Here is a 17,762-nt window from a genome sequence, read left to right as displayed (position 1 = left end):
CGGGCTCACACTAACGCTCCTGGTTGTAGGTATTACTTGTGTCCGAACCCGCGTTACGTCCCCGCAGCACGCCCCGCCGCAGGTTGCTCAACCTGCCGCGGACGTCCTCGGGGGCGCGGGAGACCTGAGGGCCGTCCTGCCGGGTCTGCTCCGCCGTGCCCTCGACCAGATTGGCCTTGGGCACCCGTCGGGGAAGTCCGGACGGGGTGACCCCGCCCGCCTTCGGCTCCCGGAGCTTCTCGGCCCGCTCCCAGCGCTCGTCGTTCGCCGAGCGCCAGTCGTCGGAGCCGTTCCCGTCCTGCTGCGCAGGCGACTGCCGCTGCGGCGGTTCCTGCTGCGGCTGTTGCTGCTGCGGCTGTTGCTGTTCGGCGACGGGCCGGTTGTTCCCGCGGCCGGTGGGCTGCCAGTGCTGCTGACCGCCGCGGCGCGGCAGACCGGCTTCGGTCATCTCGTGGCCGGGGTTCGCGGTGGGCCCCGGACGGTCGAAGCCTACGCGTTCCTGCGGCTCGGCGGGGATGCTCGGGACAGATTCCGCTTCGACCTCTGCCGGCGGCTCGTACGCGCCCTGGTAGGCACTCTGATCCGCCCACTCGTCCTGGTGGGGCTGGGGGGCGAACTGCTCCTCGTACGACGGCTGCGGGACCTCACCGGCCGCATAGGCAGCCTCCGCATAGCCCCCCTGATGAGTGTGGTCGGGCTGCTCGGCAAAGCCCGCGTCGCCGCGGTAGGGGTCGTAGCCGCCCTCGTGCGAAGCCTGCTCGTACTGCTCCTGCTGCGGCTCCTGGGCGTATCCGCTCTCGGCGTACCCGTTGTTGGCGTACTCGTTCCCCGCGGGCTGGTTCGCGGCGTACTGCTCCTGCGGGAACTGCGGGCGCTCGTCGGCCGTCTGCGCCTCCAGCGCGGCCCGGCGCCCCTCACGCAGCAGCGAGCGGCCCACCGGATCCAGCTGCGCGGCGTCCACCGACTGCTGCGCATAGCGCGAGTCGTCGAAGCCGAGCTCCGCCGCCGTGCGCATCTGGGGCTGGAGCGGCAGCTGTTCGAAGGTCTGCTGCTGCGGAATGATCGAGGAGACGGTGAAGTCGTCCTGCGCGGCAACCGGTTCGCCACCGCCACCGTGGGTGATGGCGTCCGGCAGCATGACCAGCGAGGTCGTTCCGGCCTGCTCGCCCGAGGGGCGCAGCTGGACCCGGATGCCGTGCCGGTCGGCGAGCCGGCCGACCACGAACAGACCCATCCGCTGGGACACCGCGGCGTCCACGGTCGGCGGGTTGGCCAGCTTGTGGTTGATGTCGGCGAAGTCTTCGGCGGTGAGGCCGATGCCCTTGTCGTGGATCTCGATCATCACGCGACTGTCGGGCAGCCGGGTCGCCGTGACCCGCACCTTGGTCTGCGGCGAGGAGAACGTGGTGGCGTTCTCCAGCAGCTCGGCCAGCAGGTGTACGAGGTCGGTGACGGACTGGCCGTGGATCTCGGTCTCCGACACCCCGGAGAGCTCGATGCGCTCGTACGACTCCACCTCGGAGGAGGCGGCCCGCAACACGTCGACCAACGGGACGGGCTGGTTCCAGCGGCGGCCCGGCTCCTCGCCGGCAAGGACGAGGAGGTTCTCGCCGTTGCGGCGCATACGGGTGGCCAGGTGGTCCAGCCGGAAGAGGTTCTCCAGCTGGTCCGGGTCGGCCTCGTTGTTCTCCAGGTCGGTGATGAGGGTCAGCTGGCCCTCGATCAGCGACTGGTTGCGACGCGACAGGTTGGTGAAGATCGCGTTGACGTTGCCCCGCAGCATGGCCTGCTCGGCCGCCAGCCGGACCGCCTCGCGGTGCACCTGGTCGAAGGCGCGGGCGACCTCACCGATCTCGTCGCGGCTGTCGATCGGGATCGGCTGGACGCGGGTGTCGACCCGGCCCGGATCGGTCCTGGAGAGCTGGTCGACCAGCATCGGCAGCCGCTGCTCGGCGATCCCGAAGGCGGCCGTACGCAGCCGGCGCATCGAGCGGCTCATCTGCCGGGCCATCAGCCCGGCCACGACGAAGGCGGCCAGCAGGGCGACGATCACGACGGCGGCGTTGATGACGGCGTCGTTCTTGGCGCTGGACGAGATGTCCGCGGCCTCGGTCACGGCCTTGTCGACGAGCTCGTCCTCGACCGTGGTGTAACCGTCGAACTTGGCGGTGGCGGCCGCCATCCAGGTCTCGGGCGTGATGCCCTTCGCGGCCAGCTTCTCGGGCGACTTGCCCTGCCCGATCTGCTGGGCCATGCCGTCGAAGACCGAGCCGTCGATGCTGGGCGGCGCGACGAACGGGACACCCGCGGCGTCGGCCTGCTCCTTCGCCTTCTTCAGGTTCTTCGCGCCGTCGGCCGACTTGGCGGCCATGACCTGCCTCAGCCGGGTGGCGTCGGCCTCCGTACCACCGGAGACGAACTCACCGAGCGCGATCTGCTCCAGGTAGTTGTACGAGCCGAAGGCCTTGACCTGGGCGTCGAACTTGGCGTTCTCCCGGCTCGGACGCACCAGCAGATGCATGCCGATGGAGCGCTGAAGCGATTCTGCAGCCTTGGCGAGTTCGATCGCGTAGACCGTACGGCCGTAGCTGGTGATGTTGCCGGTGCCCAGCCCCAGCTCGTTGCAGAACTCCATCAGGGAGTGCTGGACCTTGACGTAGCCCTCTTCCGTCTTCACCGGGTCCATGGCCTCGGCGTAGGCGGCCTTGCGCAGCTCGGGGAGCTTGGGCTCCTCCAGCCGGAACAGCTGAAGACGCCGCTCCAGGCCCTGCTTCTTGGGCATGGCCTTCACGGCCGTGTCGAACTTGGCCGCGGCCGCGTCGGTGGCGGCCCGGACCTGGCTGACAACGGCGGCGTCACGCTTGTTCGACAGCAGAGGCTGAGCGGAGAGGTCACGCTCATTGAGGAGTGCCTGACCGTACACGGAGGCCGCGCGCACGATCAGCGCGGTCTTCTCAGCCTCCTGCGCCTCTCGCCAGGTGTCGATCGACCCCTTCACCTGGAAGCCGCCCATGACCAGGCCGACCAGCACCGGGATCAGGAGGATCGCGTTCAGCCGAGTGGGCACCCGCCAGTTGCGCGGGGACATCCGGCTGCTGCTTCCACCGGACGTCGCTGCCTCGGACACACCGGCAGGCGACGTCGCGGCGCGCGGCGGCGGGGTGAAGTTGCCCCGCTCCTGCAGCGCCGCGGAGCCCTTGTTGCTTCGCCTCACTCGACCAACAACCTCTCGGCGTCGGCACCTACGTTGTGCCGTTTTTTGTTCAGGGCCGTACTACTGGGGAGTTCGTCGAATTCCAGCACGGGGACCGGTCGCGTTCCAAACAGTCGGAACCAGCCATTCCGAGTGGTCCAGGCCTCAGATAAAACGGGCATAAAGAGCGAGCCCCGTCAAAAGGCGGGGCTCATGTGAGCACAGCGGTACCGATCGAATGCATCGGGTGCTGAACGCGGGGTAATTCTCTGTCGAAACGTTATGAACACGGGGGCGGATCGTGTCAAAGGACACAGTCCACCCCCGTTTGACTACGGTAACTGCCTTAAATCAATACAGACTTGTGCCTACTTCAGCCGAGCCATCAGAGCGTGTTCCACGAGCGTGATGAGGCCGCTCTTGGCATCCGCGCGGTGTCGCGCGTCCGTCGTGATGATCGGGGTGTCGGGTCCGATCTGGAGCGCTTCGCGGACCTCGTCGGGGGTGTAGGGCTGGTGTCCGTCGAAGCCGTTGAGGGCGATGACGAAGGGGAGTCCGCTGTTCTCGAAGTAGTCGACGGCGGGGAAGCAGTCGGCGAGGCGGCGGGTGTCGACGAGGACGACGGCGCCGATGGCGCCGCGGACCAGGTCGTCCCACATGAACCAGAAGCGGTCCTGTCCGGGCGTACCGAAGAGGTACAGGATCAGGTCCTGGTCCAGGGTGATGCGGCCGAAGTCCATGGCGACGGTCGTCGTCGTCTTGCCGCCGGTGTGCGTCAGGTCGTCGATGCCCGCGGAAGCGGACGTCATCACGGCTTCCGTGCGCAACGGATTGATCTCCGAAACGGCACCGACGAACGTGGTCTTACCCACGCCGAAGCCCCCCGCCACCACGATCTTCGCCGAGGTGGTGGCGCGGGCCGCACCGCCGCTAGAGCTTGCGAAGTCCACTGAGCACCCTTTCGAGCAGCGTCACATCCGGCGCGCCGCCGGCCTCTCCATTGCCCGGCTGGTGGATGGCCACCATGCCGGCTTCCGCCAGGTCCGCGACAAGAATCCGGGCCACACCGAGCGGCATCGACAGCAGCGCCGAGACCTCGGCCACCGACTTGACCTCACGGCAGAGGTGGCAGATCCGCTGGTGCTCGGGGAGCAGCGTCCCCAGATGCGCGGGGTCGGCCGTGGTGGAGACCAGCGCCTCGATCGCGAGTTGGTAGCGCGGCCGGGTCCGGCCGCCGGTCATGGCATACGGACGGACCAGCGGCTGGTCGCCTTCACCGTCGTACGACGCGTGGTGCAGTGCGCCGTACGGATCGGGTGAGGCGGGTGGCGGGGTCATGAATCCTCCGGGCGTGACAGCAAGGGGTCGGCCTGCCGTCTGAAGGGGCCGGTGGGGGGCTCTAAGCGGCCGAACGGGCTGGGGATGAGGGCGTTTACCTGGGGCAATCGAGTCTGTCATCGATCCATGGCCGCCTAGTGGAGCAGGCTGCCTTGGAGCTCGGCGCGGAGGTCCGGGGTGAGGACGGTGCCCGCACGGTCGACCAGGAGAGCCATTTCGTACCCGACCAGACCGATGTCGGCGTCCGGGTGGGCGAGCACGGCCAGCGAGGAGCCGTCCGAAATGGACATCAGGAAGAGGAACCCGCGTTCCATCTCCACCACGGTCTGGCTGACGGCGCCGCCTTCGAAGATCCGGGAGGCGCCCGCGGTCAGCGAGGTCAGACCGGAGGCGACAGCCGCCAGCTGGTCCGCGCGGTCGCGCGGGAAACCTTCGGACATGGCCAGCAGGAGTCCGTCGGCGGAGACCACCACCGTGTGCGACACCCCGGGGGTGTTGTCCACGAAGTTGGTGATCAACCAGTTCAGATTCTGCGCGGCCTGACTCATCGGGCTCAACTAACGCTCCTGCTGGTGAGTGGGGCCGAGGGGAAAACTTCCGGTCGACTGGCCGTTGTTGGCCTGCCGTCCCTGCTGGATGCCCCGGCGGAGATTGGTCAACCGCCCGCGCACATCATCGGGCGCACGCGACACCTGAGGACCGGATTGATGGTTCTGCTGCTGGGCGGTGCCCGGCACCAGATTGGCGCGGGGTACCCGGCGAGGCAGTCCGGAGGTGGTCACTCCGCCTGCTGCGGGCTTCTTGGCCCGCTCCGCCTGCCGTACGAGTTCGTCGTTCGGCGAGGGGCGCCAGGAGCTTGTGGTGGCGCCCGTGTCGCCTCCGCCGCGGCGCGGCTCGGCGGGAGCGGGGCGCTCCTGGGCCGGCTGCTGCGGGAAAGCGGGCGCCTGCGGCTCGGCCGGCGGCTGCTGGCCGCTCTGCTGCGGGCCGTGGAACCAGTTCGTCTCCAGGGTGTCGTACAGCGGCGTACGACCGTCCCCGGGCCCGGCCGGAGGCAGCGCCTCGGGCTGCGGCTGCGGCGGCAGGACCGGGCGGTACTGCGCGTCACCATTGGGCGCGGCGGGCGGACGCGGGGCACCGAAGTCCCCGTTGTCCCGGCCGCGCTGACGCGGTGCCGGCAGGCCCTGGTCCTGCGCCCGAGCGGGCTGCGGCTGTCCGAAGTCGGGGCGGGCGAACTGCGCGGTGCCGGCCGGGTCCTGCGGAGACTGAGCCTGCGGGGCCGGGGCCGAGAAGTCCGGGCGGGCGAACTCGGCGGTGGAGCCGGGGCCCTGCCGGTCGTCCATGGGTGGCCGCGGGGTGAGCGGCGGGCTCATCGGCCGCTGGAACCGGCCGGTGGACTCGGGCTCCTCGTGGCCGCGCGGGGCGTCCAGCGGAGCACGGCGCGGCGCGGACGGCTCCTCGGCGCCCCAGCTGGTGGTCTGCGGGCGCTGCGGCTGCGGGTTGCCACCGGGCAGCTCGGCACGCGGACCGCCGACCGGGGGCAGCTGACGACCGGGGTCGACCGGGCCGCCGGGCTGCTGGAAGCCGCCCTGGCCACCCGCGTTCTGCCACGGGCTCGGGCCGTTCGACCGGCCCTGCTGGTCGCCACGGTCCTGGCGGCTGGAGCCGAACATGTCGGGCTGGGACGAGTCCGTACGGCCCGTTCCGTCGCCCTGGCCGCGGGCGCCGGGCCGGGCACCATTGCCGAAGGCACCGGCGAGGCCGCCGCCCTGACGCTGCGGCTCCTGGCGCGAGGTGTCCTGCGGGCCGGTGTTGGACAGCCCGGCGGACTGGAAGCCGGCGTTCTGCTGACCCGGCTGACCCTGCTGGTTCTGCGGCTGGCGGGGGCCGCCGTCACGCGAGGGCAGCGCGGCACGCGGACCGGAGCCCGCACCGACCTGACCGCGCGCGGCACCCGGGCCCGCGGCGAGCCGGCCGGCCGGGGCCGACGGTGCGCCTCCGAGGCCGGGACGGGAGCCGTTGCCCGCGCCCGTACCGCTGCCACCGCCGAGCAGACCGCCGGGGGCGGAGGGCTGCTGCCCCGGTCCCGGCTTGGGGGCCGGCTGCTTGCCGCCGTGCGCGACATCGACGGGGAGCATGACCAGCGCGGTCGTACCACCGGAGTCAGAGGGCCGCAACTGGATCCGGATGCCGTGACGCAGGGACAGCCGGCCGACCACGAACAGACCCATGCGGCGGGAGACCGAGACGTCCACGGTGGGCGGCGAGGCGAGCCGCTCGTTGATCGCCGCGAGGTCCTCGGGGGAGAGGCCGATGCCGGTGTCGTGGATCTCGACCAGCACCCGCCCGTCGGGCAGCGCGTGACCGGTGACCCGGACCTTCGTCTGCGGCGAGGAGAACGACGTGGCGTTCTCCAGCAGCTCGGCGAGCAGGTGCACGAGGTCATTGACGACGCGGCCCGCGACCTCGGTGGCGGGCACCGCGGCCAGTTCGATGCGCTCGTACTGCTCCACCTCGGAGGCGGCGGCACGGAGCACGTCGACCAGCGGGACGGGGCGGGTCCACCGGCGGCCCGGCTCCTCGCCCGCGAGAACGAGGAGGTTCTCGCCGTTACGGCGCATACGGGTCGCGAGGTGGTCGAGCTTGAAGAGCGAGGACAGCTGGTCCGGGTCGGCCTCGCGCGACTCCAGTTCGGAGATGAGCGAGAGCTGACGCTGGATGAGGCCCTGGCTGCGGCGCGAGAGGTTGGTGAACATCGCGTTGACGTTGCCCCGCAGGAGGGCCTGCTCGGCGGCGAGACGGACGGCCTCGCGGTGCACGTCGTCGAAGGCCGCGGCAACCTTGCCGATCTCGTCCCGGGAGTGCACACCGACCGACTCGACCGAGGTGTCGACGTCCTGCGGGTCGGCCTCGGAGAGCTGCTTGACGAGCTCGGGCAGCCGGTCCTGGGCGACGCGCGTAGCTGTGTCCTGCAGTCGCCGCAGCGAGCGGATCATCGACCGGGCGACGACGAAGGCGCCGACCAGCGAGACGCCGAGCACCAGCAGGATGAGCGCACCGCTGATGATCGCTTCACGCTTCGACTGGTCGCGGAGCTCGCGGGCCTTGCCCTCCATGTCGCTGAGGAGGGTCTCCTCGATGGTCTTCATGGCCTGGATCTTGGTGGAGCTCTGGTCGTACCAGTCCAGGTAGGAACGCCGAGGCATGTCGTCCATGCCCGAGGGGCTGTCCAGGACCTTCTTCGCGTAGGTCTCGGAGGCCTTGATCTCCGGGTTGCCCTCCTGCAGCGTGGCGATCAGCTCTTCGGCGTTGTTGCCGGTCGCCTCGTAGACCGCCTTGAAGGAGCGGAGCGCAGAGTCTTCCTTGCGCAGTGCGGCGCGGCCGAACTGCTGGTCGTTCCGGTCGAGGTGCGGCTGCTTGTCGTTGCCGCCGGGCAGCGCCGCGGCGATGACCGCCCGCTGGACCGAGGCGTACTCCTTGGCGGAGGAGAAGGCCGCCAGCGCCCGGGTCCGCTTGATCATCTCCGAGTTGCTGGTCGCCTGCGCCATGTCCTGCGAGAGGCTCAGCAGCGAGGTGATCAGCTGGCTGTACTGGTCGACGGTCTGGAGACTCGGGGAGCCCTTGGCGTACGCCGTCTTGCGGATCTCGCGGATCGAGGTCAGCTGGCTGGCGATCTGCTGGACGCTCGCGTAGATGCCCTCAAGGGCCTCGTCGCCCGAGGGGTCGCCGATCGCGTCCGTCGCGTCCAGGAAAGCCGTCTTCGCCCGGTCGGTCTTCTTGCGGGGCTCGGTGACCTTGAAGTCGTCGGCCTTCACCCCGGGATTGGACAGCGGACCGGCCGAGCTGTCGCGCTCCGCCTGGAGCGCCTGGGCGAGTGTGGTCGCCTGCTTGGTCATCTTGGTCAGCAGCTGCATGTGATCCAGCTGCTGGATGTCGTTCATGGAGTCGTTGATCCGCAGTCCGCCCAGCGTGGTCGCGGCGACCACGGGGAGGGCGAGCAGGGAGACCAGACGCGTGCTGATCCGCCAGTTGCGAAGAGCCACTCGTGAGCCCGTGCTGACGGGGCCCCGGGGCTTGAGCGACGAGATCGGATCGGTGCCGCTGCTCACCGTGGCACCGGGGCGCCGGTCGCGGTCACCGCTGTCGCCGGCCGAGGCCGGTCCGGGGTTCTGGGCGTGCTGGGGCGAGGAACCGCGGTCGGTCCCGCCGTGCGGCTCCTGTTCCGCCGCCGCGCTGCCATCCCTCTTGAAACGTCCCTGCACTAGCGTCGCAACCTCTGGACCAGGCGTCCCTCCGCGCGAAGCGGGTGGAACGGTGTCGGCGTCGTGGGGCGTCGTGTCCGCCCCCTGATGGTCGTGAGTGACCGGCGCTCTTCCCCTTCCCGCCGCCACTCGGCGCTGCGTTGCGCCCCTGCGCGCCGGCCTGAAACCCGCGGCGGTGCGTGGAATTCCAGCACAGTGCCGGATCTCCAACAAGGGCCCCGTGCCGGGCTGTGACTTGGGTGACGCGTTGTGATGGCTGAGTGACAAGCCGTGGAGCGTGTTCGTGGGCAAAGTGGACGATCAAGGGCGAATCGACGGAGGGTGAAGGGTGTCCTAGTCGACATGATCAGGAGCGGAATGGATCATTCAGTAGCGTAATGTCCGTTTCTGTCGGAGTGATCGGCCGCCCGAATTGAGGTAATTGTCGAGGTGATCGTGAGGAAACTCACATGATGATCGCCGTCTCATCCGGGCTCCCGAAGGGAATTGGATGTTTAGCCTGACGCTTTACAGGGATGGCAAATCCGACAACCGGCGCCCCTCCGAGCGGCGCCCGTACCGACAGGGTCCGAACGGCAGATGAAGACGACGATGATGTTCCGCAACATTGCCAACCCCCGGCGCACCACGCTGGCGCACCTCAAGGACGCCGACGAGCTGCAGACGCCGGAACTGCCGGAGCGCGCCGTCGAGCTGCCCACCCAGACGGCCAACCCCCGCCGCACCATCCTCATGGATGCCCCGGTCACGACCCCGGCCGCAGCAGCGGAGTAATGCGCGGTTGTCCCCCCTCACCCGCGTTAGCCTGGAGCGTCAGTCTTCAGCCAGCCAGCAAGTGAGGGGCGACAGCATCCCGTGCGCATCGCCAGGTTCTCCATCGACGGCAATGTCGCCTTCGGCGCCGTCGAGGGCGAGGGGCCCGATGGTCTCGTCCTCGACATCATCAAAGGCATCCCGTACGCCGAGTTCGAGCTCTCCGGCACCAAGGTCCCGCTGAGCAAGGTCCGCCTCCTGCCGCCCGTGCTCCCCAACAAGGTCGTGGCCATCGGCCGCAACTACGCGGAGCACGCCGCGGAACTCGGCAACGAGGTACCGGACGTCCCCGTCGCCTTCTTCAAGCCCACCACCTCGGTGATCGGCTCCGGCGACGCCATCGAGTACCCCTCCTTCTCCAACGAACTCCACCACGAGGCCGAACTGGCCGTGGTCATCGGCCGCATGTGCCGCGAAGTGCCGCGTGAGCGCGTGAAGGACGTCATCTTCGGCTACACCTGCGCCAATGACGTCACCGCCCGCGATGCCCAGAAGCGTGAGAAGCAGTGGGCCCGGGCCAAGGGCTTCGACACGTCCTGCCCGCTCGGCCCCTGGGTGGAGACCGACCTCGACCCCAGCGACCTGACCATTCAGGCCACGGTCAACGGCGAGCAACGCCAACTGGGCCGTACGAGCGACATGATCCGCTCGATCGAGGATCTGGTCGTCCACATCACGGAAGCCATGACGCTGCTCCCGGGCGATGTGATCCTCACCGGCACTCCCGCAGGGGTCGGACCCCTCCATGTCGGCGACGAGGTCGCCGTCACCATCGAAGGCATCGGCACTCTCACCAACAAGGTGATCAAGCGTGGTTAACGCACCCTCCCCCAAGCTCTCGGCTCCGCTCGACCAGGGGGTACCCCCCCGCGTACGTTTCTGTCCCTCCCCGACCGGCAACCCCCATGTGGGCCTGGTCCGCACCGCCCTCTTCAACTGGGCCTTCGCCCGCCACCACGGCGGCACCCTGGTCTTCCGTATCGAGGACACCGACGCGGCCCGCGACTCCGAGGAGTCCTACAACCAGCTCCTGGACTCGATGCGCTGGCTCGGCTTCGACTGGGACGAGGGCCCCGAGGTCGGCGGCCCGCACGCCCCGTACCGCCAGTCGCAGCGCATGGACATCTACAAGGACGTCGCCGAGAAGCTTCTCGCAGGCGGGTACGCGTACCACTGCTACTGCACCACCGAGGAGCTCGACACCCGCCGTGACGCCGCCCGTGCCGCCGGCAGGCCGTCCGGCTACGACGGCCACTGCCGCGACCTCACGGCCGAGCAGATCGCCGCGTACGAGGCCGAGGGCCGCACCTCCATCGTCCGCTTCCGGATGCCCGACGAGGCGCTCACCTTCACCGACCTGGTCCGCGGCGAGCTGACCTTCCAGCCGGAGAACGTGCCGGACTACGGCATCGTCCGTGCCAACGGCGCCCCGCTCTACACGCTGGTCAACCCGGTCGACGACGCGCTGATGGAGATCACCCACGTCCTGCGCGGCGAGGACCTGCTCTCCTCCACCCCGCGTCAGATCGCCCTCTACAAGGCGCTCATCGAGCTGGGCATCGCCAAGGCCACCCCCGCGTTCGGCCACCTCCCGTACGTCATGGGCGAGGGCAACAAGAAGCTGTCCAAGCGCGACCCGCAGGCCTCGCTCAACCTCTACCGCGAGCGCGGCTTCCTGCCCGAGGGGCTGCTCAACTACCTCTCCCTGCTGGGCTGGTCCATTGCCGAGGACCGCGACATCTTCTCCATCGAGGAGATGGTGGCCGCGTTCGACATCCAGGACGTCAACGCCAACCCGGCGCGTTTCGACCTGAAGAAGTGCGAGCACATCAACGCCGAGCACATCCGCAAGCTGGATGTGAAGACGTTCACCGAGGCGTGCGGCCCCTGGCTGAAGGCGCCGTTCGCCCCGTGGGCCCCGGAGTCCTTCGACGCGGAGCAGTTCGCGGCGATCGCCCCGCATGCCCAGACCCGGGTCACGGTCCTCTCGGACATCACGGCCAACGTCGACTTCCTCTTCCTCGACGAGCCGGCCATCGACGAGGCGTCCTGGGCCAAGGCGATGAAGGAGGGCTCCGACGCCCTGCTCGTCACCGCCCGCGCCAAGCTGGCCGACGCCGAGTGGAACGCGGACGCCCTCAAGAACGCCATCCTCACCGCCGGCGAGGAGCACGGCCTGAAGCTCGGCAAGGCCCAGGCCCCGGTCCGCGTCGCGGTCACCGGCCGCACGATCGGCCTGCCGCTCTTCGAGTCCCTGGAGATCCTGGGCCGCGAGAAGACCCTGGCCCGCATCGACGCGGCACTGGCGAAGCTGGCCGCGTAACCGTTCAGGTCACGCCCTGAGGGGGCGGCCACCGGTTCACTCCGGGGGCCGCCCCCTTTGTCGTTTCTCGGTTATGAGACACGTTTCAGCCGGTGTGGGGTGCGGGATTCAGTCGAATATCGCCGTTCGCTTACGGGAACCTCTGACGTGGCTAGGATCAGTCGCTATGGCCCGACAGGGGTGCGTGACGTAGGAATGAAGGGCAGATGACAGAGGATCTCAACGTCTCCCCAGCCGAGTTATACGCCTCGGCGGGCGCCGCAGACGCGCTTGTAACAGATTTGCAGGGGCCTTTGCGGAAGGCGATCGATGACACGGCCGCGGCGGCTGCCGCATGCCGGGCATGGGACGACAAGGGCCGTATCGAGGCCGTCGGTACCGGCTGGGGCGACGCCCTGACCACCCTGAAGGACCGTCTCGCGGAACACGCGAACGGCCTACGGCTGGTGGCCGATGGCCAGAGCATCAACGATGCGGACGTCGGCGACTGCTTCAAGGGCTGGTGAGCCCCGAATGCCAGAACTCTTCGCACAACTCCTCCGCCAGGACTTCTCCGATCTGGAAGCGGCCACCGGCTCGTGGCAGAAGCTGGCCGGGATCCTCGGCGACACCCGGATCGGCAGCGGGAAGCGTGTCTCGGGGCCGCTGCACAAGGCAAGCTGGTCGGGCGTTGCCGCCCACTACGGTTTCAACGCGCTCGAAGCCACCGAGAGCAAACGGAAGACGGCGCAGACGAACGCGCAACTCATCCACACGGTCCTGGACACGCTCAGCACCCGGATGCAGGCCGCCCAGCGCAAACTGCGCCATGCGGTGTCGGATGCCGAGGCGGCCGGTCATACCGTCACGGAAGACGGCTGGGTCGAGCCGAAGCAGGCGGTCGATCCGAAGTATCACAACGACCCGGACTATCAGGGCGTTCAGCAGCAGGCCAACGCCGGACTGGGGGGCTACCGGGCCCGAATCGACGAGGCGGTGGCGGAAGCGGAACGAGTCAGTAGCGACGCGACCGAACTCCTCCATCAGATCGATCCCTTCGACCTGGACAAGCAGTACGGCGGTGCCAACGCCGCAGAGGACGCCGCACGGATCGCCGAGTTCGCCGGGCTCGGCAGGAAGAACATTCCGGACGGGAAAGATCCGCAACGCACCGCCGACTGGTGGGCGGGCCTCACCTCCGACCAGCGCGACTTCTACCTGGCGGCCTTTCCCGACCAGATCGGCAAACTGGACGGCCTTCCCACAACCACCCGCGACGACGCGAACCGAGCGGTGCTGGACATGCAGCTCAACGACTATGCGCTGCGCGAGGGCGACCTCGGCTATCACGAGCGCGACAGCTACCGCTCACTGAGCGCCCTCAAGGACCGCCTGGACAGGGAAGACACGGCGCCCGCGCACAAGCAGCTGTACCTGCTCGGATTCGACACCTCGAAGGACGGCCGCGCGATCGTCGCCGTCGGCAATCCGGACACGGCCCGGCACACGGCTGTTCAGGTCCCGGGGACGAGTAACCAGCTGGACAACGTGGGGGGCCAGATCGACCGAGCCGCAAAGCTTCAGGGCGCCGCCGGTCGATGGAGCGCGAACGGGGCGACGGACGTGGCGGTCGTCTCCTGGCTGGACTACAACGCCCCCGAGGCGAACCTTGATTCGGTGAAGAAGGCAGAGCTGAACCTTGGGGTCGCTACGCAGGGCCGCGCTCAGGACGGAGCCGGGGACCTGCGTGACTTCACGCATGGCCTGCGAGCTGCACACCAGGGGGAGCGGAGCCACCTCACGGTCCTGTCCCACAGCTACGGCTCAACGGTCGCCGGTGCAGCCGATGCCGGTGGGCGAGGGCTGGACGCCGACGACATGGTGGCCGTCGGGAGTCCTGGCATGACGGTCGACCGTGCCGACCAGCTTCATACCGATCCCAAGCATATGTATGTGGGTACCGCGGACAACGATCCGGTCTCCAACTATTTCTCCGGCGCCACGCTCGGAGCGGACCCCAAGAAATCGGAGTTCGGGGCGCAGCACATGTATGTGGACACCAAAGATCACGGCGGCTATTGGAACGACGGCAGCAAGAGCCTGGAAAACCAGGGCCGCATCATCGCCGGACTCGCACCTCGGGGCGGAGGAACAGGCTGATGGCACGCCGCGTATCTGTACACGCATCTGCCGGGCATAGGAGCGCTGCCGCTCTAGCCCTGGCCTTGCTACTGGGAGGCTGTATGTCCGACGAAGGTGTGAACGATCCGCTTCCCCGCATGAGCAGGGAGAAGGCCGAGAAATGGGCCAAGCACTGGACCGATTCCATGGTCAGCACAGCGCATGCCCACCTTGACCCCAATACGGCTCGTCCCACGGCCGACTTCACCAACTGTATCGGCAGTAACAACGAGGAGGCTGACGACGGCAGGTTCACGTTGAGCTACTCGGTGCGAGGAACTCTTCCCCGTGCCCAGCATGCCCAAGCTGTCACGGACATCGAGAAGACCCTCAAGGGCAAGGGCTTCGACATCCAGAGCTTCGAAGTCGATCTGGACACAGAGCCGGCAAACGTGGTTGACGCCAAGCACCCGAAGGATCAGCAGTTCGTCTCGGTGGGGTCCGTGGACAAGGACCTCCTGGTCTTCATCGTCAGCACCCCCTGCCTCCTGCCGCCGGGTGTCGAGCAGCAGAAATTCTGAGTTCTGAGCCCTTGGCCCTGGGACACCCTAGAACACGTCTGTGGCCGCCCCCGAAGGGACGGCCACAGGGTCTGCGCAGTCATATGCGCGATGTGCTGTTTGCTGGCTCTGACGCTGCCAGCGGTCCGCGTGCAAGGTCAAGTTCCTCGTCACACGTGGTTGGCCTGAGTCAACTCGGGTGTGTGGTGGCGGCTGTTGGCTCCGGCCATACCAGGCATCCGATGCTCCCGGGGCGCAAGGAGACCAGTTGCGCGGCGCGCTCGGGGGTACGCAGCGACAACCGGAACCCGCCGTCTACGGCGGTGACCTGAGCGCTTCCGTCGTTGTGCGCGAGGCCCCATGCCGCGACCCGGGCGTCGGGCTCGCCGCAGTCGGTTCGGAACTGCTCGACGACGGCGAAGAGGCGGGGTGCGGTGGCTTCGACGAGGGCACGGATCTCGTCGGCGAAGTCGTCGGGAGGGGCGGGGGGCGAAGGCTGCGGGGCTACGGTGGCCATACGAAGTCTCCTGTCGGCTTTGAGGAGTTGAGAAGCCTGAGGTAACCGTAAGGCGCGTGTTGATATGTAGCCCATCGGAATGTTGATTTGCAGCCCAAAGCCCCTCGTGTGGGTGATGGGAGGAGTTGTGTACGCAAGGAGTGAGGACCGTGGCTCGTGCCAAGCTTCCGCCGTCTGTGAAGCAACGGCGCCTGGGGGCGGAGCTGCGCAGAATGAGAGAGCACGCGGACCTGTCGGCCACGCGAGCGGGCGAGCTCTTCGGTGCGACGCAGTCACGCATCAGCAACATCGAGGCCGGCGGCTACGCAGTAAGCGCTGATCGCGTCAGGGCACTGGCCAGGCTGTATGAGTGCAGCGACCAGGATCTGATCGACGCCTTGGCGGAGATGACGGGTGGCCGGACGCGTGGGTGGTGGGAGGAGTACCGGGAGATCCTTCCGGCCGACGCCCTCGACCTCGCGGAGTTGGAACACCACGCGCGGACGATGCGCATTGCATCAGTGATCCACATTCCGGGCCTCCTTCAGACCAGGGAGCACGCCCGAGTGGTCATCGGTGACGTCGTGCCCGCTATGGCTCCGTACGAGGTGGAGCATCGCGTCTCGCATCGGCTCAAGCGCCAGGCCGTTGTCCACGGCAAAGAGCCGACGCCTCTGACGGCCATCGTTCACGAGGCGGCCCTGAGGATGGGCTTCGGCGGTCAGGCTGTCGCGCGAGATCAGCTTCAGTACATGATTGATCGCAGCGAAGAGGCTCACCTGACAGTGTTGGTGGTCCCGTTTGGGATCGGGACATTTCCCGGCGCCGGGCACGGCATCGTTCAATTCGGCGGCCAGGTTCCACCACTGGACACCGTTCAGCTGGATACGGATCATGGCTCCGTCTTCGTTGACGGTGTGGCCCAGCTCGCCAAGTACCGCACTGTGCTGGACCGTATGGAGGCGTGTGCCCTCGGACCATCGGAGTCGAGGGATCTCATCCTGCGCGTCATGCGCTCGCTCTGAGGAATAGAGGAACTCCGTGACGCCCTTGGTATGGCAGAAATCGTCCTTCAGCGGCGAGGCGGCGAACTGTGTCAACGTCGCCACCGCACCTGACGGCATGCTCAGGCTGCGGGAGAGCGACGAGCCCGACGTGATGGTCGCGGCGACCCGTGGCGGCCTGGGCGCGCTGCTCGCATCGATCAAGGCGAACGGCGGCGCCTGGGCGCAACCCGGATGAGGCTGTGACCCCTTAGCTAAGGACCGTGGAGCCCAGGTGTGCCTCCCGCCCCGCAGGGAACTTCACCTCTCCGTGCCGAATGGCCCGCCCTCTACGAGGAGGCCACCCGCGCCGAGCGTTCACGTACAGCGCTCCCCTGCCGCCTGCTTCTGTGCCCGTCGCGCGATCGAACTCGCCGCGCACTGGATGTACGACCGGGGCAGCTCACTCCGGGCGCCGTACAAGACGGATCTGAACGCGATGCTGCACGAGCCTCGTTCCAGAAGCTCGGCGGGCCCACCGTGAACGCCAAGATGGACATCGTCCCGCGCCAGGGGAGCCACGCCGTGCACAAGCAGGCGACCGTGCCCCCGCAGACCGCCGTCGCCGGCTTGCGTGAGCTTTCCCGCTCCCTCTACTGGTCCGCCCGCACCTGCACCGGTAAGAACCACGAGCTTCCCACCGCAGGCATGGCGTTCGATACCGCCGCCATCCCACACCTCATCTCGCCGGAGGCCCGTCTCAAGAAACAGGCCGAACTGCGAATGCGGGTGGCAGCCCCTTCCATGACCGGCGCCCGGCGGTCCGGACGACCTGTTCATCCCGAGGAGAGCGACGACCTGAAGGTTGTCTTCATCGGCCTCCAGCGCACCGCGAAGCCCACCGCGCTCGCCGCGTAGGAACCTAAGCTGGGCCGCATGACGATCCGCGCGGTCCTCTGGGACATCGACGACACGATCTTCGACTACACGGGCGCCGACCGCGCCGGCATGAGCAAGCATCTCGAACACGAGGGCCTGCCCGACGGATACGACTCCGTCGAGCAGGCCCTCGCTGCGTGGCGGGCGATCACCGATGTGCACTGGGCACGGTTCGCCGCCGGGGAGACGGACTTCCAGGGGCAGCGCCGGGACCGGGTCCGGGAGTTCCTCTCGCGGGCGCTGGAGGATGCCGAGGCCGACGACTGGTTTGCTCGGCACGCGGCCCACTACGAGGCCGCCTGGTCGCTCTTTCCCGATGTGCTGCCCGTGCTGGATGTGCTGGCGGGCGGGTTCCGGCACGCGGTGCTGTCGAACTCCAGCATTCACAACCAGGACCGCAAGCTGCGCACGCTCGGTGTGCGGGAGCGGTTCGAGGCCGTGGTGTGCGCTGTGGAGCTGGGCGTCTCCAAGCCCGAGGCCGGTGCCTTCCACGCCGCCTGCGACGCGCTGGCGCTGGAGCCGCAGGAGGTCGCGTACGTGGGGGACGAGCCGGACATCGACGCGGGCGGCGCGGTCGCCGCGGGACTGATGGGGATCTGGCTGGATCGGGGCGGACGTGGCGGGCGGCCCGAGCTCGTCCGTATCAGCGGGCTCGATCAGCTGCCCGGCCTGCTGAGGCCTGCCCGACCCTGATCCGCCGGACAAGCCCTGGCGGGCAATACCCGTTTTGGAGCGCCGGACACCTTCAGGTAATGTTC

The 17,762-nt window shown here is 68.4% G+C and carries 16 protein-coding genes; 10 read left to right on the top strand and 6 right to left on the bottom strand.

Going from position 1 to position 17,762, the window contains the following annotated elements:
- Positions 1-10 precede the first annotated feature (10 nt).
- From OG609_RS11570 to OG609_RS11550, 5 genes are all read right to left on the bottom strand, one after another.
- The gene (locus tag OG609_RS11570; RefSeq protein ID WP_327272731.1) at positions 11-3,214 is read right to left on the bottom strand and encodes a sensor histidine kinase; all 3,204 of its coding nucleotides are present in this window, start codon (positions 3,212-3,214) and stop codon (positions 11-13) included.
- Positions 3,215-3,561: 347 nt separating this feature from the next.
- On the bottom strand, positions 3,562-4,143 hold the full coding sequence (locus OG609_RS11565) for a GTP-binding protein (RefSeq protein ID WP_072487286.1): 582 nt from the start codon (positions 4,141-4,143) through the stop codon (positions 3,562-3,564).
- Positions 4,124-4,531 (bottom strand): DUF742 domain-containing protein, encoded by a 408-nt coding sequence (locus tag OG609_RS11560; protein WP_003966010.1) that lies wholly within the window; start codon positions 4,529-4,531, stop codon positions 4,124-4,126. Before OG609_RS11560 ends, OG609_RS11565 begins: the two co-directional genes overlap by 20 nt.
- 134 nt (positions 4,532-4,665) lie before the next feature.
- Positions 4,666-5,088, bottom strand: coding sequence for a roadblock/LC7 domain-containing protein (locus OG609_RS11555; protein WP_003966009.1), 423 nt, complete (start codon positions 5,086-5,088; stop codon positions 4,666-4,668).
- Entirely contained in the window at positions 5,089-8,790 is a 3,702-nt protein-coding gene (locus tag OG609_RS11550) for a sensor histidine kinase (protein ID WP_327272730.1), read from the bottom strand. It abuts the gene before it with no gap.
- 579 nt (positions 8,791-9,369) lie between these two features.
- On the opposite strand from OG609_RS11550, the gene OG609_RS11545 reads away from it, so the two are divergent.
- The 6 genes from OG609_RS11545 (at position 9,370) to OG609_RS11520 (ending at position 14,607) form a co-directional block, all read left to right on the top strand.
- The gene (locus OG609_RS11545; protein WP_327272729.1) at positions 9,370-9,564 is read left to right on the top strand and encodes a hypothetical protein; all 195 of its coding nucleotides are present in this window, start codon (positions 9,370-9,372) and stop codon (positions 9,562-9,564) included.
- Between the two features lie 81 nt (positions 9,565-9,645).
- Entirely contained in the window at positions 9,646-10,422 is a 777-nt protein-coding gene (locus tag OG609_RS11540; RefSeq protein WP_114246867.1) for a fumarylacetoacetate hydrolase family protein, read from the top strand.
- Complete coding sequence (gene gltX / locus OG609_RS11535) at positions 10,415-11,926, top strand: glutamate--tRNA ligase (protein ID WP_327272728.1); 1,512 nt, start codon at positions 10,415-10,417, stop codon at positions 11,924-11,926. Before OG609_RS11540 ends, gltX begins: the two co-directional genes overlap by 8 nt.
- A gap of 206 nt (positions 11,927-12,132) precedes the next feature.
- Positions 12,133-12,432 (top strand): hypothetical protein, encoded by a 300-nt coding sequence (locus tag OG609_RS11530; RefSeq protein WP_327272727.1) that lies wholly within the window; start codon positions 12,133-12,135, stop codon positions 12,430-12,432.
- A gap of 7 nt (positions 12,433-12,439) precedes the next feature.
- The gene (locus tag OG609_RS11525) at positions 12,440-14,065 is read left to right on the top strand and encodes an alpha/beta hydrolase (protein WP_327272726.1); all 1,626 of its coding nucleotides are present in this window, start codon (positions 12,440-12,442) and stop codon (positions 14,063-14,065) included.
- An 83-nt stretch (positions 14,066-14,148) separates the two neighbouring features.
- Positions 14,149-14,607, top strand: coding sequence for a hypothetical protein (locus OG609_RS11520; RefSeq protein ID WP_327272725.1), 459 nt, complete (start codon positions 14,149-14,151; stop codon positions 14,605-14,607).
- 169 nt (positions 14,608-14,776) lie between these two features.
- Here OG609_RS11520 and OG609_RS11515 read toward each other — a convergent pair whose 3' ends face one another.
- Positions 14,777-15,103 (bottom strand): hypothetical protein, encoded by a 327-nt coding sequence (locus OG609_RS11515; RefSeq protein ID WP_327272724.1) that lies wholly within the window; start codon positions 15,101-15,103, stop codon positions 14,777-14,779.
- Between the two features lie 149 nt (positions 15,104-15,252).
- On the opposite strand from OG609_RS11515, the gene OG609_RS11510 reads away from it, so the two are divergent.
- The 4 genes from OG609_RS11510 to OG609_RS11495 all read left to right on the top strand — a co-directional run bounded on the left by OG609_RS11510 (position 15,253) and on the right by OG609_RS11495 (position 17,697).
- Positions 15,253-16,107, top strand: coding sequence for a helix-turn-helix domain-containing protein (locus tag OG609_RS11510; protein WP_327272723.1), 855 nt, complete (start codon positions 15,253-15,255; stop codon positions 16,105-16,107).
- Positions 16,108-16,123: 16 nt separating this feature from the next.
- On the top strand, positions 16,124-16,324 hold the full coding sequence (locus OG609_RS11505) for a DUF397 domain-containing protein (RefSeq protein ID WP_327272722.1): 201 nt from the start codon (positions 16,124-16,126) through the stop codon (positions 16,322-16,324).
- A 281-nt stretch (positions 16,325-16,605) separates the two neighbouring features.
- On the top strand, positions 16,606-16,983 hold the full coding sequence (locus tag OG609_RS11500) for a hypothetical protein (protein WP_327272721.1): 378 nt from the start codon (positions 16,606-16,608) through the stop codon (positions 16,981-16,983).
- An 18-nt stretch (positions 16,984-17,001) separates the two neighbouring features.
- A complete protein-coding gene (locus tag OG609_RS11495; RefSeq protein ID WP_327272720.1) occupies positions 17,002-17,697 on the top strand; it encodes an HAD family hydrolase in 696 nt (231 codons plus the stop codon).
- Positions 17,698-17,762 lie beyond the last annotated feature (65 nt).

The organism is Streptomyces sp. NBC_01224 (assembly GCF_036002945.1).
GTDB lineage: Bacteria > Actinomycetota > Actinomycetes > Streptomycetales > Streptomycetaceae > Streptomyces.
The sequence above is the reverse complement of the archived record's forward strand: the minus strand, read 5'-3'. Positions and strand labels throughout refer to the sequence as shown.

Excerpts from the sequence above, each read along its gene's own strand:
- OG609_RS11520 (WP_327272725.1), top strand. The coding sequence starts at position 14,149 with ATGTCCGACGAAGGTGTGAACGATCCGCTTCCCCGCATGAGCAGGGAG.
- OG609_RS11495 (WP_327272720.1), top strand. The coding sequence starts at position 17,002 with ATGACGATCCGCGCGGTCCTCTGGGACATCGACGACACGATCTTCGAC.
- OG609_RS11525 (WP_327272726.1), top strand. The coding sequence starts at position 12,440 with ATGCCAGAACTCTTCGCACAACTCCTCCGCCAGGACTTCTCCGATCTG.
- OG609_RS11560 (WP_003966010.1), bottom strand. The coding sequence starts at position 4,531 with ATGACCCCGCCACCCGCCTCACCCGATCCGTACGGCGCACTGCACCAC.
- OG609_RS11530 (WP_327272727.1), top strand. The coding sequence starts at position 12,133 with ATGACAGAGGATCTCAACGTCTCCCCAGCCGAGTTATACGCCTCGGCG.
- OG609_RS11545 (WP_327272729.1), top strand. The coding sequence starts at position 9,370 with ATGAAGACGACGATGATGTTCCGCAACATTGCCAACCCCCGGCGCACC.
- OG609_RS11515 (WP_327272724.1), bottom strand. The coding sequence starts at position 15,103 with ATGGCCACCGTAGCCCCGCAGCCTTCGCCCCCCGCCCCTCCCGACGAC.